General features: G+C 50.8%; 14 protein-coding genes. 2 read left to right on the top strand and 12 right to left on the bottom strand.

The genetic code is table 11. From position 1 onward, the window contains the following. Positions 1-5: 5 nt before the first annotated feature. The 8 genes from ACKPBX_RS09100 to ACKPBX_RS09065 form a co-directional block, all read right to left on the bottom strand. Positions 6-704 (bottom strand): L-ribulose-5-phosphate 4-epimerase, encoded by a 699-nt coding sequence (locus ACKPBX_RS09100; protein WP_140187357.1) that lies wholly within the window; start codon positions 702-704, stop codon positions 6-8. Positions 705-720: 16 nt separating this feature from the next. After that, on the bottom strand, positions 721-2,331 hold the full coding sequence (locus ACKPBX_RS09095) for a xylulokinase (RefSeq protein ID WP_319995210.1): 1,611 nt from the start codon (positions 2,329-2,331) through the stop codon (positions 721-723). A gap of 478 nt (positions 2,332-2,809) precedes the next feature. Continuing rightward, positions 2,810-3,886 carry a GntR family transcriptional regulator gene (locus ACKPBX_RS09090; RefSeq protein ID WP_319995209.1) on the bottom strand — a complete coding sequence of 359 codons (1,077 nt, stop codon included), beginning with the start codon at positions 3,884-3,886 and terminating at the stop codon, positions 2,810-2,812. A 131-nt stretch (positions 3,887-4,017) separates the two neighbouring features. Continuing rightward, the gene (gene ald, locus ACKPBX_RS09085; RefSeq protein ID WP_319995208.1) at positions 4,018-5,130 is read right to left on the bottom strand and encodes an alanine dehydrogenase; all 1,113 of its coding nucleotides are present in this window, start codon (positions 5,128-5,130) and stop codon (positions 4,018-4,020) included. Between the two features lie 5 nt (positions 5,131-5,135). Continuing rightward, on the bottom strand, positions 5,136-6,224 hold the full coding sequence (locus ACKPBX_RS09080) for a glycerol dehydrogenase (RefSeq protein ID WP_319995207.1): 1,089 nt from the start codon (positions 6,222-6,224) through the stop codon (positions 5,136-5,138). Between the two features lie 165 nt (positions 6,225-6,389). Then, positions 6,390-7,892 carry a flotillin family protein gene (locus tag ACKPBX_RS09075; protein ID WP_319996424.1) on the bottom strand — a complete coding sequence of 501 codons (1,503 nt, stop codon included), beginning with the start codon at positions 7,890-7,892 and terminating at the stop codon, positions 6,390-6,392. 12 nt (positions 7,893-7,904) lie between these two features. Beyond that, positions 7,905-8,489, bottom strand: coding sequence for an NfeD C-terminal domain-containing protein (locus ACKPBX_RS09070; protein WP_319995206.1), 585 nt, complete (start codon positions 8,487-8,489; stop codon positions 7,905-7,907). A 362-nt stretch (positions 8,490-8,851) separates the two neighbouring features. After that, entirely contained in the window at positions 8,852-9,190 is a 339-nt protein-coding gene (locus ACKPBX_RS09065; protein ID WP_319995205.1) for a winged helix-turn-helix transcriptional regulator, read from the bottom strand. Between the two features lie 123 nt (positions 9,191-9,313). On the opposite strand from ACKPBX_RS09065, the gene ACKPBX_RS09060 reads away from it, so the two are divergent. After that, positions 9,314-10,429 (top strand): S-(hydroxymethyl)glutathione dehydrogenase/class III alcohol dehydrogenase, encoded by a 1,116-nt coding sequence (locus ACKPBX_RS09060; RefSeq protein ID WP_319995204.1) that lies wholly within the window; start codon positions 9,314-9,316, stop codon positions 10,427-10,429. Between the two features lie 4 nt (positions 10,430-10,433). Further along, on the top strand, positions 10,434-11,264 hold the full coding sequence (fghA, locus tag ACKPBX_RS09055; protein ID WP_319995203.1) for an S-formylglutathione hydrolase: 831 nt from the start codon (positions 10,434-10,436) through the stop codon (positions 11,262-11,264). Between the two features lie 55 nt (positions 11,265-11,319). On the opposite strand, the gene pepT is transcribed toward fghA, so the two are convergent. The 4 genes from pepT to ACKPBX_RS09035 form a co-directional block, all read right to left on the bottom strand. Continuing rightward, positions 11,320-12,621, bottom strand: coding sequence for a peptidase T (gene pepT, locus ACKPBX_RS09050; RefSeq protein ID WP_319995202.1), 1,302 nt, complete (start codon positions 12,619-12,621; stop codon positions 11,320-11,322). Positions 12,622-12,751: 130 nt separating this feature from the next. Beyond that, positions 12,752-14,419 carry a peptide ABC transporter substrate-binding protein gene (locus ACKPBX_RS09045; protein WP_319995201.1) on the bottom strand — a complete coding sequence of 556 codons (1,668 nt, stop codon included), beginning with the start codon at positions 14,417-14,419 and terminating at the stop codon, positions 12,752-12,754. Between the two features lie 216 nt (positions 14,420-14,635). After that, positions 14,636-15,376, bottom strand: coding sequence for an amino acid ABC transporter ATP-binding protein (locus ACKPBX_RS09040; protein ID WP_086990048.1), 741 nt, complete (start codon positions 15,374-15,376; stop codon positions 14,636-14,638). Beyond that, complete coding sequence (locus ACKPBX_RS09035; RefSeq protein ID WP_370684643.1) at positions 15,351-16,136, bottom strand: amino acid ABC transporter permease; 786 nt, start codon at positions 16,134-16,136, stop codon at positions 15,351-15,353. The genes ACKPBX_RS09040 and ACKPBX_RS09035 overlap by 26 nt, the downstream gene beginning before the upstream one ends. Between the last annotated feature and the right edge of the window lie 17 nt (positions 16,137-16,153).

The raw sequence follows: 16,153 nt of genomic DNA, 5'->3' as shown, positions 1-16,153 counted from the left end.
CTCCCCTATTTTTTTTGCCCGTAATAGGCGTTTTCTCCGTGTTTTCGCAAATAATGTTTATCCAGAATGCGCTGCGGCAGTTCCTCCGCGAAGGCATTCAATTGACGGGCGAACAGATTGGTTTTGCAGACCTCGTCCAAGACGACGGCATTCAGTACTGCACCCTTGGCGTCCTTGGCCCAAGTGAAGGGCCCGTGCCCATGCAGCAAGACACCAGGAACTTCCATCGGTTTGATGCCGCGTTCGCGGAAAGTTTCCACGATGGCGCGACCCGTTTCTTCCTCGTAACCCCTGTCGATTTCTGCCTGCGTCAGGAAACGTGCGCAGGGAACCGTGCCGTAAAAGGTATCGGCGTGTGTCGTACCCATGGCCGGCACATCCAATCCGGCTTGCGCCCAAATCGTGGCCCAAGTCGAATGCGTGTGCACAACCGCGCCGATTTCCGGGAATTCTTTGTACAGGACGGCATGCGTCGGCATGTCGGATGACGGGTTCAGATCCCCTTCGATGACGTTGCCTTCAAAGTCGCAGACGACCATATCGCTCGCCTGCATGTCGTCATAGCCGACACCGCTGGGCTTGATGACGAACAAGCCTTTTTCGCGGTCGACCGCACTGACGTTTCCCCATGTGTATTTGATCAATCCCCGTTCCGGCAATTCCAGATTGGCTTGAAAAACTTCTTCTTTTAATTGTTCCAGCAAGATGTTTCCTTCCCTTCTATCTCAAACTCAAATGCTCGACTGCAGCTTGTTCGATCGCTAGCCCTTTTTGGTAACGTTCGATGAAAGTTCCGAAACCTTCTACATCGCGCGCATCGGGAGCGATCGTGATGCCTTCATCGGCACCGAATACTTTCTTGTCCAAAAATGCATCCAAAGTCTCTGACGTTTCTTTGCGATCAGTGTAGGCAGCCAGCAATGCAATGCCCCATGCGCCGCCTTCTCCTGCAGTCTCCATGACGGTAACCGGTGCGTCCATGACAGCAGCCAACACTTTCTGTCCGACTTCAGGGGTTTTGAAGATGCCGCCGTGGCCGACGATTTTGTCGATTGCGACATGTTCCTGCTTCAGGATGTTCATGCCGATCTTCATTGCCCCGAAAGCGGTGAAGAGGTGCACGCGCATGAAGTTGGCTAAGTTGAAGTTGCTTTCCGGTGTGCGGACAAACAACGGCCGTCCTTCTGCCAAATGGGTGATGTTCTCACCCGAGTAATAGCCGTAGGAAAGCAATCCGCCGCAATCGGCATCGCCTTCAAGCGCTTTGTTGAATAAAGTAGCGAATAATTTGTCCGTATCAATTGCGAAACCAGCAGCCTCGCTGAATTCCCGGAAAAGCTTGACCCAGGCATTGATGTCGGATGAACAGTTATTGGTATGAACCATCGCGACCAGACTGCCTGCCGGTGTCGTCACGAGATCGATTTCCGGATGCACTTCATTCAAGTCCTGCTCCAAGACGATCATCGCAAATGCCGAAGTCCCCGCGGATACATTTCCGGTGCGTTCTGCCACGCTGTTCGTGGCGACCATACCGGTTCCGGCGTCCCCTTCCGGCGCACATAACGGGATGCCCGCTTCGAGTGTGCCAGTCGGATCAAGCAGTTTGGCTCCCGCTTCCGTCAGATTCCCGGCCGCGTCCCCTGCCAACAATACTTCCGGCAGCAGATCCGTCAATTTCCAATTCGCGCCTTTTTCTGCTACCAATGCATCGAACTGCCCCATCATCCGTTCGTCATAATTTTTCTTCTCGACATCGATCGGGAACATCCCGGATGCATCACCGATTCCCAAAACTTGCTTGCCTGTCAGTTGCCAATGGATGTAGCCAGCCAAAGTCGTAAAGTAAGCGACTTCATTTGTATGTTCTTCCTTATTCAAAACCGCTTGGTACAAGTGGGCGATGCTCCAGCGTTGCGGGATATTGTATTTGAACAGTGCGGTTAATTCCTTTTCGGCATCAGCCGTAGTGGCGTTGCGCCAAGTCCGGAAAGGCACCAATAACTCATTTTCCTGATTGAACGCCATGTAGCCGTGCATCATCGCGCTGAAACCGATCGATCCGACTGCGGTCAAGGTCACGCCGTATTTTTCTTTAACCTCACGCGTCAGTTCTCCGTAGCTTGTTTGAAGGCCTTTCCAAATTTGGTCCAACGAATAGGTCCAGATGCCGTCGACTAGCTGATTTTCCCATTCGTAGCTGCCGGATGCGATCGGAGCGAAGCGGGAGTCGATCAGCACCGCCTTGATGCGGGTGGAGCCGAATTCGATTCCGATGCTCGTCTGCCGCGATTCGATATCAGTGACTATCGCTTGTAACTTCTCAGTCAAAATATTTCCTCCTTTTTGCGGTGCACCCTTTTCGGATGCTGTCCGTTCTTCTTAGGTATATTATATTCCATATGTCCGTACATGTAAAGAGATAAATTGAATATTTGTCCGAACACAAAAGAAGCAGGAGGGCTAGTTTTATTAAAATGCGGCTGCGGGGGTGATCTGATGGGTTGATGATTGTCCGATTTCCGCTATGTATCCGACAATCTGGAGATTTGGTAGGGTAAACTTGTCCGATATTCTTTAGGAATCGGACAAGTTTACGCTTTTAGGCGCACAGTTGTCCGATTTCCACTAAGTATCGGACAACCTCATTGCGCTGACATTCAATCTTGTCCGATTTCCGCTAAGTATCGGACAACCTTATCTCCCGAATGCGCACATTCACTCGAAATATCAGAGTTTTATTCAAAAGATATCCGAATAAATGACAAAAAAGAAACCATCCCGATTCAAGGGATAGCTTCTTTTTTAGTTATTGGATCCGTTTGACCGAGTCACGGATGATCAATTCCGGCTCGAATATTTTGTTGCCTGTCACTTCTTGCTGTACGGCCAGCATGATCCACTCGGCAGCGGCCTCGCCCAATTCCTCTTTAGGATGGGAAAGGGTCGTCAGCTTGACGCTGCCTGCCGTGCTCAAGAACGAGTCATCATTGCCGACCACCGAATAATCCTCAGGAACCCGTTTGCCCATATCAGCAAGCGCTTGGATCAAGCCCTGCGCCACTTCATCATTGTAGCAGACGATGCCGGTGACTTCCTGCTCGCTCGCCAGCTTCTCCCGAATCGTCTGGAAAACTTGCCCCTTCGTTTCGGTCGTGTACGTATACACATTTTTCGGATCGAAATTTGTCCGCATCTCTTCGTGGGCTTTGATGAAGCCTTTCATCCGGTACTTCCCTTGCAGGTCATCGATCTTCGTGATCAGAGCCAAATGCTGATGGCCCTGCTCGAATAGATGTTTCGTTGCAAGATAGCCCGCTTTCGTGTCATTGACGCAAATGAAAGGGACCGACAGTTCTTCATAGTAGGCATTGATCATGACAACCGGTATGCCACGTTCCTTAAAGGAAAGGTAATAAGCCAAATTCGCATTGTATTGGTTACTTTTTGTCGGTTCCACGATCAGTCCCGAAACACCTTGGCTGAGCATCTGTTCCAGACACTCCCGCTCCTGATCGACGTCGTTGTTTGTGCTTGCAAGCAGCAAAGAGTAGCCATTCTCCCGCAACTTCTGCTCGATGCCGCGGATGATCGACGGGAAAATATAGTCCGACAGATAAGTCGTGATGACGCCGATCGTTTTGCTGGATGACACCCCGTCACCACGCCTCTGATACGTATCGTCGACATAGGTCCCGGAACCTTTCTCCTTGCGCAGAAAGCCTTCATTCACCAGCAAGGCGATTGCTTCCCGGACGGTATGGCGGCTGACCCCATAATCCTTCTGCAACTGCAGTTCGGGCGGAATGACTTTGCCTACCACAAATTCATTCGAAAGTATTTTTGAGCGTATCTCATCGGCAATCACCTGGTATTTTGTTTTCATCGCGTGTTCTCCCTCTGCATATGTCCGTACAAATAGTATAGTAAACCAACCGGAAAAATACAAGTGCGCATTGACGAATTCTATGCAAAAACCGGACTTCCTGTTTGATTCCACAGGAAATCCGGTGCCTTTTACAACAAAGTTTCGATTGGGGTGTAGACTGCGCCGATCGATTCGGCGACATCTTTGTTCGTCAACTTGCCTCTGTGCACGTTGAATCCGGTCAGGATGGTCGGATTTTTTTCCGCCGCTTGCCGCGCACCTTGATTCGCGATTTCCACTGCATAAGGCAATGTGACATTCGTCAACGCGATTGTAGCAGTGCGCGGAACGGCGCCTGGCATGTTCGGCACCGCATAATGCAGGACGCCATACCGTTCATAAACCGGGTCATCGTGTGTGGTCGTACGGTCTTCGGTTTCAAAGATGCCGCCCTGATCCACCGCGATATCGACGATCACGGAACCCGGCTGCATGCTTTTCACCATCGCTTCGGTCACTAACGTCGGCGCTTTCCGGCCGGGAATCAGGACAGCCCCGATCACGACGTCGGCATCTTTGATGGCATGGGCGATGTTCCACTCGTTCGACAGCAGGGTGATGACCGCGTTCCCGTACAAATTCTCGATTTCCGTCAAGATCTCCGGTCTGACGTCCAGGATCGTGCAATGGGCGCCGAGTCCCAATGCGATCTGCAACGCATTGCGCCCGGCCACACCGCCGCCGATGATGACGACTTTCCCGTTCGCCACACCCGGAACGCCGCTCAAAAGAACGCCTTTGCCGCCGTATGGTTTTTCCAGGAACTGCGCGCCAATCTGGACGGAAAGACGGCCCGCGATGACACTCATCGGTGTGAGCAACGGCAAATCACCTTTTTTGCCTACCATCGTTTCGTAGCCGATCGCGGTCATGCCCGCTTGCAGCATCGCCTTCGTCAACTCCGGTGCGGCCGCCAAGTGCAGATAGGTAAACAGAATCAGGTCCTCGCGGAGGTATGGGTACTCCGATTCCAAAGGCTCCTTCACTTTGATAATCAGTTCAGCGGCCCAGACTTTGGCTGCGTCTTCCAACACCGTCGCCCCTGCCTTTTCGTACTGTCTGTCTTCGAATCCCGATCCGACACCGCAGCCGGATTGGACCCAGACTTGATGGCCGTTCTGGACCAGCAACTGCACACCTGCAGGCACTACCCCCACCCGGTTTTCGTTGTTTTTGATTTCTTTCGGCACTCCGATGATCATCCCGATCATTCCTTTCCGACAAGTCCATCCACCGCCAAAATGGCGTCGGCGACTTGCTCAGCCGTTATTTTTTTATTTAGATTTTTCATGGTGTTGCTCTGGGATACAGCAAGTTTTCCGACTTTAACGAGCTCTTCATGCGTGGCTCCGGTCAGATGCATCTCGGCCAGAGTCGTCGGCATGCCGATCGCCTCCAAAAACTGGCTGTATTTTTGGAAGTCTGCGTGAGGGCGCTCTTCAAGTACGAGTTGGACCAATAGGCAAAAGCCGACTATTTCCCCGTGCGTCAAGCGATGGACCTCGCCTTTGATGGCGGTGAAGCCATTATGGATGGCATGTGCGGCCGCCAAGCCGCCGTTTTCAAAGCCCAGTCCCGACAGCAGCGTATTCGCCTCGACAATCGCCTCGACAGCCGGCGTCACCAAGCCTTTTTGGACATCAGCGAACGCGCTGAGGCCGTCACGGAACAAGGTTTCTTCGCAGGCCTTCGCAATGGCGGTGCCGGCAATTGTTGGCAATCCTCCGGCCAACGCATTCTCCCCGGAGGCCTTTGTTGCCAACGCTTCCGCACAGGTCGCCAGGGCATCCGCCATCCCGCTTGCAAAAAAACGGATCGGTGCTTGGATGACGATTTGCGTATCAACAAGTACCAGATCAGGGTTCTTCGCATAGAAACGGTAATGGTCGAACAGCCCTTCCTGCGTATAGAGCACCGATATCGCACTGGTCGGTGCATCCGTGGATACGGTGGTGGGGACAATCACGACCGGCAATTCGCATGCAGCTGCAATGCCTTTCGCAACATCGATGATTTTGCCGCCTCCGAGGCCGATGATGACGTCCGCCGTCGCATCGGCGACCTCGTCAGCCAAACGGACCATTGCTTCCAGCGAGGCTTCGCCAGTGAATGCTTCATAATCATAGGGAAAACCCTCCAGAGCCCGTTCCACTTTTTCCTGGAGCAAGCCCCAAACGAAATCATCCGTAAGCAGGAATGCCTTTTTTCCGTAGACAGCCGCTTCCTTCCCCAATGCGTCTATAGCACCTACTCCTTGAATATACCGGCTAGGCGACCGAAAAACATGATAAGCCATATGTGCGCCCCTTTTCCATTTGTGATTTATTTATTATGCCTTTATTTTACCACAGCTATTCTTATATTTTCCTGTTCCACAAAAAATCCTTCGGAGCTCTTATGCTTCCGAAGGATTCTGATTTTATGCGTATTCTGTTTGCAAGCCTAACTTGTATGTCTGCTTTTAAGAAACGGCTGTTTCCATTTCCGGTTCTTTGCCGGCTTCCGATGGACTGATCGTCTTATCTGCTGAAATTTCAGCTGCCATTGTCTCATTGATCACACCCAATTTACTGCCGATATTTTTGTTTCCGACGAACGATTCGATCAACGCCGTCACATCCAAGCCGGTCGTTTCTTTGAGACCTTCCTGAGTGGCAGCCAGGACTTGGCTGGCATAATTGGCTACTTTGGCAGCGCCTTGGCTGCCGTTGCCGCCATCTATCACCGTGATTCTGTCGATATTGGAAATAGGCTCAGCGGCAGCGCGCACGATATCCGGATATTTTTCGATCAGCATCGTCAAGATGGCCGCTTCCCCGTATTGTTTCAATGCGTTCGCTAAAGCTTCCTTCGCTTTCGCTTCGGCTTCCCCGATCGCAAGGATGCTGGCGGATTCCGCCAAACCGTTCAGCTCTTTCTCCTTCGCCCGCGCTTCGGATTCCCAGATCGCTTTTTGTTTGTCGGCAGCCGCCTTTGTTTCGATGGCATACCGCTCTGCATCTGCTTTCTTCCGCACTTCTGCATCATATTGTTTTTCTCTCCGGACGATTTCTTTTTCTTCCAGTTCGATTTGTTTCACACGTTCCGTGATTTCAACGTTCATTTCTTTTTCTTTCAATAAGATATCAAGCTGCGCTTTTTCCAAAGCATAGGCATTATCCGCTTTCGCTTTGGCGACGTCTTGTTCTTGGCGGAATGCAGCCAACTTCAATTCTTTTTGTTTATTCGATTCCGCGATTTGGGTCTCTCTCAAAATTTCGGCTTGTTGCGATTCTTGTTCCGCTTGGGCACGCTTGATGCGCGTTTCCTTATCGGCTTCTGCCTGAGCGATATACGCATCCCGTTTGACTTGGGCGATACGCGGTTGCCCAAGGGCATCCAGATAACCATTTTCATCCGTCACTTCCTTCACAGTGAAAGAAACGATGACCAAGCCCATCTTCGCAAGGTCCACACTGGCGACTGCTTGCACTTCTTGTGAGAACTTATCACGGTTCTTATAGATTTCCTCGACTGTCATGGAACCCAGAATGGACCGCAAATGGCCCTCCAAAACCTCACGGGCTTCATTCTCCAGATCTTCTGTCGGCTTGCTCAAATATTGCTCTGCCGCGGTGGCAATCTCTTCCACTGTGGAACCGACCTTGATGATGACTGTTCCATCCGCAGAGACGGGAACCCCTTCCTCCGTATAGACAGCCGGCGTGCTGACTTCCAACTTGCTCGACAAGAGCGATAGCTCCTTGGCTGTCTGAAATACCGGGATGACAAAAGTACCGCCGCCGCGGACAACTTTCATCGTGTTGCCTGTCGCTTTATCTATATAAGTATTTTTTCTGCCAAGAAAACTCCCGCTGACGATCAGTGCCTTATCCGGCGAAGCCGTCTTGTATCGTCCGATGAAAATTATCAAGGCCACCACCAGTAAAATCACTAAGATACCGATACCCATAAACTGATCCAAAAAATTCGTCATTTATTTCCCACCTTTATATTTTTTTTGATTCCATGTAGTAGGCTCATCCACCAAATCGTGGACAGCATTTTTGTACGGTGTTACATATGCGATATTATCCCGAACTTCAATGATCAACACCGTTTCCCCGTTGGCGATGTTCAACACATCCTCCGTAGCGGAACAGGCATAGATAAGCGCCATTCTGTTCATTTTACCGAATCCGGTCGATACGATGATTTCCCCGATCGTTTTCTGCCCGATTGGCACAGTCACCGTCGCTTCTTTGCCTTCCAAATCTTTTGAACTCGTGATGGTGCTGTTTTCTGCCCGTTTCAATAAGGGCAGTACAAAGAAAATTTTGAAGGCGATGATGATGGCTGAAACAACCAGAAAAGCCGATGCGAACAAGCCAAATGACCAGCCATCCGATTTTTGCAGCGCATTGACGAGCAGGCTCGTCATCAAAATACCCAGGAAAAAGTCAGTGATGTCGTAGAAGCCCACGGACAAAATATCATTGAGCGGGAATGTCAGGACAGTGCCGGCCACACCAATGATGAACAGCAATTCCAACGGCTCAATCGTTTGAAAAAGTGTAATCATATTTCATCACCCTCCTTTCAGCCAAAATTTTGTAATAAAAATGAGCCGCATACATGTTCATTATCGAACAAACGTAGCCTGAAGTAAAGCCAGAACCCTTTTGGCCTTTTCGGGCTCAGCCAGAACCGGAAACCACCAAAAGAGGTGTGGCGGGGTATTTTTCTTTTGATTTGGCTGAATTAACCCGCCAACGGTCGTTTGGCCGTTTATTTTGCGTTATATCCGCTGAGATAAGCGGCCAACTGGTTTTTGGCGGGGTATTCCACTCATCTTTCAGCACTAAAAGCCCGCCAAAACGGTTTTGGCGGGCTTTCAGGATTCTTGCAGCCTGATAATCTTCCAGCTAATGATTCAATCAGAGACTATTCCTCCGTTATCACTTTCAGATATTGGTCTCCCCAGTCGCAAATGGATTGGACGACAGGCGCCAATTCCTTGCCGATTTCGGTCAGGTGATACTCGACTTTCGGAGGAACAACTGGATAAACCGTCCTTGCGATGATCAGGTCGCGCTCCAGCTCCCGCAACTGGCGGATCAACATCCGTTGGTTGATGTCAGGAAGGATCTTGTTGAACTCGCTCAGCCGCAGCGTACCGTTGTGGAGCAAGGACCAGATGATTGCAATTTTCCATCTTCCACCCACAACAGATAGGGCTAAATCTTTTGTATTGTAAAATTCTTTCTCTTGGTATTGGATCATCGGGCAGCCTCTTTTCATTAAATTAATCATAGTGACAATTATGTCAGTATTCACACAACAGTCATTATATAGTATTCTGTAACAGAACGAAATACCATTTTTAAGAAAGAAGGAAATAAAATTATGAAAAGTAGAGCAGCTGTCGCTTTTGGACCAGGCAAACCGTTGGAGATTGTGGAAATAGATGTGGCAGAGCCAAAAGCCAAAGAAGTATTGGTGAAAATCCTTTACACTTCCGTCTGCCATACCGATGCCTTCACTTTGTCCGGAGACGATCCGGAAGGTGTTTTCCCTGCCGTACTGGGGCATGAAGGTGCCGGCGTGGTCGTTGCCGTAGGCGATGAAGTCACTTCCGTCAAACCCGGAGACCACGTCATTCCTCTTTACACGCCGGAATGCGGGGAATGCGAATTCTGTCTGTCCGGGAAGACAAATCTGTGTTCAGCCGTGCGCGAAACCCAAGGAAAAGGCTTGATGCCGGATGGCACGACCCGTTTCTCTTATAAGGGCGAGCCGATCTATCACTATATGGGGACAAGCACGTTCAGTGAATACACGGTCGTCAACGAAATCAACTTAGTGAAAATCGACAAGGCAGCACCGCTCGATAAAGTCGCTTTGTTCGGTTGCGGGGTAACGACCGGACTCGGTGCCGTCGAAAACACCGCTAAAGTGGAAGAAGGTGCTGTGACGGCAGTATTCGGTTTGGGCGCAATCGGTTTGGCCGTGATTCAAGGCTTGAAAAAAGCCAAAGCCAAACGCATCATCGCTGTCGATATGAACCCCGCCAAATGGGAATTGGCCCAAAAAATGGGTGCCACTGACTTCGTCAACCCAAGCGATCACGAGCGTCCGATCCAGGAAGTTTTGATTGAAATGACCAACGGCGGCGTGGATTACAGTTTTGAATGCATTGGAAATGTCGAAGTCATGAAAGCCGCTTTGGAGGCTTGCCACAAAGGTTGGGGTGAAAGCATCATCATCGGTGTCGCGGGAGCAGGCAAAGAAATCCATACACGCCCGTTCCAATTGGTGACAGGCCGCGTTTGGAGAGGTTCCGCGTTCGGCGGTGTCAAAGGCCGTACGGAATTACCCGGAATGGTGGATGATTTCATGAACGGCGAAATCGATTTGGACAGCTTCATCACCCATCATCTGAATTTCACCGACATCAACGAAGCCTTCGATCTGTTGCACAAAGGGGAGTCCATCCGCACGATCTTGACCTATGGAGAATAATGATATGACAACAACCTTGATCGAAACGCATAAAGTATTTGAGGGTGAACAAAGAAAATACCGTCACTATTCTGAAACACTGAATTGCGACATGGTTTTCAGCCTTTTCCTGCCGAAACAAACGGACAACAAGCCAATAGCTTTGGTTTGGTGGCTTTCGGGACTGACTTGCACGGACGATAACTTCAGCCAAAAAGGCGCATTCCAAAAATACGCAAACCAACACCAACTGGCCATTGCCATGCCTGACACTTCCCCGCGCGGAACGGATGTGGCGGATGATGAAAGCTGGGATCTGGGCCAAGGCGCCGGTTTCTATCTGAACGCGACCCAGGACCCGTGGGAAAAAAATTATCGGATGTATGACTATTTGACGGAAGAACTGCCTCAGCTTGTCTACAGTCTGATTCTGAATTTTTCAGGAAAAGAGAGTATCATGGGTCATTCGATGGGCGGACACGGCGCATTGGTGATCGGATTGAAAAATCCGGAACGCTACTGCTCCATTTCCGCTTTCGCACCTATCCTGAATCCGTCACAGGTTCCTTGGGGCCAAAAAGCCTTCACCGCCTACTTGGGATCCGATGAAAAAGATTGGACAGCTTGGGATACGACCAGCTTGATCGCGCAAAGCCCTACAGTTCCTCCCATCCATATTTCACAAGGCACTGCTGACAATTTTTATGATGTCCAGCTCAATGAGGAAGCCTTCCTGCAAGCCGCTGCCGGCAAAAAAGTGAGCTACCAAAAACTCGACGGCTACGATCACAGTTACTTTACGATTGCTTCCTTTATAGAAGAACATCTGCAATTCCATACAGACTATTTGGGGTAGAAAAAAACGGATTCCGCTGCGGAATCCGTTTTTTTGGCATCATATCCGTTTATAGTTATCCAATTTCCACGCTGTATTCGGCAACCGCAACATGCCCGGTATTCCCGGCAACCTCGGCAGTTCCAACCAACGCAGCATTCTTTTCGGCGATCGCCATGATGACATCGACGGATTTCTCCAGCGTCTCCAGCGTCACGAATTCGTATTTCCCGTGGCCATTTTCTGTGCCGGAGAACAGGTTCGGGGTCGGCAAGCCTTTGTGCGAGATGATGCAGCCGTCCGTACCGCCACGCATCGGTTTGAAGACCGGCGTGATGCCGCAGGATTCATAAGCCTGCACAGCCAGGTCAACGACGACCGGATGCTGCTCGATGATGTCGCGCATATTGTAGTATTGGTCGAACAACGTCAAGGAAATACGCGGATCGGCAAATTGGGAGTTGAAAGTTGCCACCTGTTCGGTGAAGAGTCGCTTGCGGGCAGCAAAGCCGTCCCGGTCATGATCGCGGATGTAGTAAGTCTGTTTGACTTCGTCGACGGTCCCGCTCTGGCAAGTCAGGAAGTAGTATCCTTCGTAGCCACTGGTGCGTTCCGGAGTTTCGTGCTGAGGCAAAGCTGTCGCAAATTGGCTGGCGACCAGCAAAGCGTTGACCATCGTATCCTTTGCGGAACCGGGATGGACGCTCGTACCGCGGATGGTGAGTTCCGCTTGGGCTGCATTGAAATTGTCGTAAGTCAGATTTCCAATCGGCCCGCCATCGATCGTGTAGGCGAAGTCGGCCGCGAAACGGTCCACATCGAACAGTTTCGCCCCGCGAGCCCCAAGTTCTTCATCGGGTCCGAAAGCAAGACGGATCTTCCCGTGCTTCCGTTCCGGATGCGCGATGAATTGCTCGCAGGCGGTCACGATCGAGGCAATGCCGGCTTTGTCGTCGGCGCCCAACAGGGTCGTGCCGTCCGTAGTGATGACCGTCTCCCCGATATAGTTCCGCAAGCGCGGGAATTCCTTCGGCGAGAGGATAATTTTTTCAGCCTCGTTCAAGACGATATCGCCGCCATCATAAGCACAATGGACCTGTGGATGGATATTGACTGAGTTGAAATCGGCCGTGTCCAGATGCGCAATGAAACCGATGACCGGCACTGCTTCTGCCGTATTGCTTGGCAGGGTCGCGGTCAGAAAGCCGTTCGTTTCATTATATTCGACCTCCTCCAGACCGATTCTGATCAGTTCCTTTGCCAACTCCAAGGCAAATGTCACCTGGTTATGCGTTGACGGCACCGTGTAGCTGCTGTCATCCGAACGCGTGTCGACCTTTGCGTATGCGATGAATCTTTCCAATAAATTTTCGTACATATACCTCATCCGCCTTTCTTTGACGCTTTTCATATCAATATAAGGAAATATCCGACTAACGGTCGCCTTCTGAAGGCACGCCCGTTAAGCGGATATTTTCTCAAGTGCTTGTTTTCAGTCTATTGTCCGTTTACTCTTCCACGTAAGCCGTTCGGAAATACATCGCTGCGCCCACTGGTTGGATCTGCACATCCTTCAAGGACGGATCGACCAAGTTGGCGTTGGCGCCTTGATAGATCGGCGCATTCACGGCGTTCTCGGCAATCAAGGTTTCTTCCGCCGCCAACAGTGTTTCCCAACGTTGTTCCGGATCGTTCGCATACGTGCTTCTGGTGTCGTCCAACAAGGCATCGTAACCTTCATCCGCAAAGCGCGAACTGTTCAGGCCGCTTGTGGATTCATACATCTCCAGAAAGGCAATCGGATCGGCGTAACTCGGGGTATACGTTCCGTAGGCGATGTCGTAATCACCGTTCGTGGTCGATTCCATCCGGCTCTTCAGCGGCACATTGCGGATTGTGATCGTCAAACCGGGCAAGTTCTGTTGCCATTGTGATTGCAGAAATTCGGCAGTCGTCTTGGAAGTTTCGGTATCGGAAGTCAGCAATTCGATCGACAATGTTTCGATGCCCAATTCTTCCTTAGCGGTTTCCCACTCGGCCTGTGCCGTTTCCAGATCGTAGACTGCCAAATCGCCGCTCTCTTCGCGGAAATCTTCATCGGTTTCCGGATTGAAGGCGTAATTGGAAGGCACAAAACCATTCGAAGGCACGGAACCGTCATTCAAAACGGTATCCACATACGCTTCCTTGTCGAACGAAGTAGAAAGAGCTTTCCGCAGATGGACATTGGCTGTGCTCGTGCGGCCTTGGTTAAACCAGACATAGCCGGACAGAGCTTTCGGTTCCGTCACCAAAGCGTCGGATCCTGCATATTGTTCAATGTAAGGATTGCTGATCTGCGTCAACTGGACTTCACCGGATTCGAACAAGTTGATGTTCGTGGCGATTTCTTTGCTGACTTCCCAGTTGATCTGATCCAATTTGACGTTTTCCGCGTCCCAATAAGCTTCGTTTGGAACCATCGACCAGTTCAGATCCGTGCCATCCCAACCTTCCACCACAAAAGGTCCGTTGTACACAGTGTTTTCACTGTTCGTTCCGTAGGCGCTGCCCAACTCGCTCGCCACTTGGTGGTTCTGCGGCAAATAAGAGGACGTCCCCAACAAATCCTTGAAATAAGCGGTCGGATTGCCCAAAGTGAACTTCACGGTCTTTTCGTCGATCGCTTCCACGCCCAAGTCCGCTTTGTCCAACTCTCCATTGTTGATCGCTTCGGCATTTTTCAACGGGTACAGTTTATTGATATTCGGAGAAGCCGTAGCCGGATCCACAATTTTTTGATAGGTATAAACAAAATCTTCCGCGGTCACTGGATCACCGTTCGACCAGTTCGCATCTTCCCTAATCTTGAAAGTATATTCCAGTCCGTCTTCACTGACGACAGGCTCTTCGGCGGCGATACCCAATTCAAACGCGCCTTCGTCACCGACGCGATAAAGACCTTCATTTGCGTTCTCGAGCACCACCAAGCTGGAGTTATCTGCTGAGATGGCGTTGTCCAAGGAAGCCAACTCCCCCGTATTCGTGATAGTGATGACTTGCTCCGCGGCAGGTGTGGCTGATGAAGCGGCTGCCCCTTCGCTGCTTTCCGTATTTGCGGCATCCCCGGTCGAACAGCCCGCCAACACCAAACTTATCGCTAGCGTTGTCGTGATGACCCATTTATCTTTTAACATACTGTTCCTCCTGACGATTCTCATTATTTTTATCCCTATGTTGGAATTCATTTCTTTGATATGTATGTACAAGTAGCTTACCATCACAGGATGATTTAGGATAATTCTGATTTCCGAACAACTGTGATAGGCAACGCCGATACTTCCAATAACCACAAAAAGCTCGCCCCCGTTGCGAACGGTAGGACGAGCTAAATAAGGGAGCTGCCAGCTAGATCAAGCGCGGGCCAAAATCCGCTGCAGGAACCCTCTGGTGCGGGCTTCTTTCGGATTGCCGAAAATAGCTTCAGGGGCGCCTTCCTCCACAATGACCCCCTGATCCATGAAGATGACGCGGTTGGCCACTTCCTTGGCGAAGGTCATTTCATGCGTGACAATGACCATAGTGGTGCCTTCCTCCGCCAGTTTGCGGATCACTTGCAGCACTTCGCCCACAAGTTCCGGATCCAAAGCCGAAGTGGGCTCGTCGAACAGGATGACGTCCGGGTTGACCGCGAGGGCGCGGGCGATGCCCACCCGTTGCTGTTGGCCTCCGGATAGTTGCGAAGGATAGTAGGCCAAGCGGTCGCTCAGCCCGACCTTTTCCAAGGCGCGGATAGCCGCTTCGATGGCTTCCTTTTTGGGAACTTTGCGTCCGACGATCAGGCCTTCAGTGACGTTATCCAATACCGTCTTGTTGTCGAACAGGCCGTAATTCTGGAAAACGAATGCAGATTTTTTCCGCACCGCATTGATGTCCTTCTTGCTTGCTTTCGAAAATTCGGTCTGAATCTCATCGAAATGCAGCGAACCCTCGTCGGCGCGCTCCAGGAAGTTGATGCAGCGCAGCAAGGTCGTCTTACCCGAACCGCTTGGACCCAGGATCACGACGATATCGCCCTTTTCAACGGCGATGTCCACACCTTTCAAGACTTCCAGTTCACCGAATTTCTTATGAATATTCCTCAATTCCAGCATGGTATCGCTCCTTTCGCGCATCTACAAAATACTCCGGTTGGTTTTCTGATTTTACGGCAATGTTACGCCCGCGTTTGTAGCGGGACAAGCGCTGCTCCAACAATTGGAAAAACACCTGAACGAGTGAACAGAGCACAATGTACACAATGAAAATCACAAGGTACGACTCCAGATAATTGTAGCCGAATGCCGCTTCCGTCTTGGCGATGGCCGTGATATCCTGGACCGACATCAGAAAGGCCAGCGAGGTCGATTTCAGCAGATTGACGGTGCTGTTGCACAAGTTCGGCGTTGCCGCCACCAATGCTTGTGGAATCACGATGCGACGGTAGGCCTGGATCGGCAGCAGGCCGATCGAAAGGGCCGCCTCCAGCTGACGTTTGTCGACCGTTTCGAGGGCCGAACGGAAGACTTCGGACAGGATTGCGATCGTATTCAGCGTAAAGACGATATAGGCGTAGTAGATCGGATTGATGCCGAAAACGTCGAAATCGATTCCCCTGCTTTTCACGAACACATTCAACAGGCTCGGGAAGATGCTGTACATCACCAGAATCTGAACGATCAAAGGGGTTCCTCTGATGAAGGACACATAAACTTGGGAAACACGGGCCAGTACTTTGAGATTGCGCTGTCTTGCCACTGCGATCAGGAAAGCGAACGGCAACGCGAGCAGCAAGGGGATAAAGGTCAAGCGCAGTGTTGTCGGGATGCCCTTCAACACAAGGATCAGAATTTCCTGCACATAGGCTAAATCAATGGTCATGCGTCTTGCTC

The sequence above is a fragment of the Trichococcus shcherbakoviae genome (genome assembly GCF_963666195.1).
GTDB classification, from domain to species: Bacteria; Bacillota; Bacilli; order Lactobacillales; family Aerococcaceae; genus Trichococcus; species Trichococcus shcherbakoviae.
This window is presented reverse-complemented; position numbering and strand designations above follow the sequence as displayed.

Bases quoted from the DNA above. Each gene is read 5' to 3' on its own strand.
- ACKPBX_RS09040 (WP_086990048.1), bottom strand. From the start codon at position 15,376: ATGCTGGAATTGAGGAATATTCATAAGAAATTCGGTGAACTGGAAGTC.
- ACKPBX_RS09045 (WP_319995201.1), bottom strand. From the start codon at position 14,419: ATGTTAAAAGATAAATGGGTCATCACGACAACGCTAGCGATAAGTTTG.
- ald (WP_319995208.1), bottom strand. From the start codon at position 5,130: ATGATCATCGGAGTGCCGAAAGAAATCAAAAACAACGAAAACCGGGTG.
- fghA (WP_319995203.1), top strand. From the start codon at position 10,434: ATGACAACAACCTTGATCGAAACGCATAAAGTATTTGAGGGTGAACAA.
- pepT (WP_319995202.1), bottom strand. From the start codon at position 12,621: ATGTACGAAAATTTATTGGAAAGATTCATCGCATACGCAAAGGTCGAC.
- ACKPBX_RS09060 (WP_319995204.1), top strand. From the start codon at position 9,314: ATGAAAAGTAGAGCAGCTGTCGCTTTTGGACCAGGCAAACCGTTGGAG.
- ACKPBX_RS09080 (WP_319995207.1), bottom strand. From the start codon at position 6,224: ATGGCTTATCATGTTTTTCGGTCGCCTAGCCGGTATATTCAAGGAGTA.
- ACKPBX_RS09065 (WP_319995205.1), bottom strand. From the start codon at position 9,190: ATGATCCAATACCAAGAGAAAGAATTTTACAATACAAAAGATTTAGCC.
- ACKPBX_RS09070 (WP_319995206.1), bottom strand. From the start codon at position 8,489: ATGATTACACTTTTTCAAACGATTGAGCCGTTGGAATTGCTGTTCATC.
- ACKPBX_RS09090 (WP_319995209.1), bottom strand. From the start codon at position 3,886: ATGAAAACAAAATACCAGGTGATTGCCGATGAGATACGCTCAAAAATA.